General features: G+C 74.8%; 1 protein-coding gene. It reads right to left on the reverse strand.

From position 1 onward, the window contains the following. On the reverse strand, nt 1–286 hold a 286-nt coding region (locus tag ACOADB_RS24385; protein ID WP_378604914.1), incomplete at both ends, for a DUF5915 domain-containing protein.

The raw sequence follows: 286 nt of genomic DNA on the forward strand, positions 1-286 counted from the left end.
CGTCACCCACGACGACCGCGGTGGCGCCCTCGGCGTCCGCCCCGGCGCTGACGGTGTACGACGTCGCGAGGGTCTCCCCCGCGATCAGCGCCTCGTGCGTGGTGGCTGCCGCCAGGACCGCCGCCGAACCGGACACGACGAGCTCGATCCGGTCGGTCACGTCGAGGCCGCCGTCCTTGCGGGCCTGCTGGACCGCACGGACGAGGTCACGGGCGAGGCCCTCCTCGGCGAGCTCGGGCGTCACGACGGTGTCGAGGACGACGAAGCCGCCGGTCGGCAGCATGCC

The sequence above is a fragment of the Nocardioides sp. CPCC 206348 genome, from assembly GCF_048654705.1.
Taxonomy (GTDB): Bacteria; Actinomycetota; Actinomycetes; order Propionibacteriales; family Nocardioidaceae; genus Nocardioides.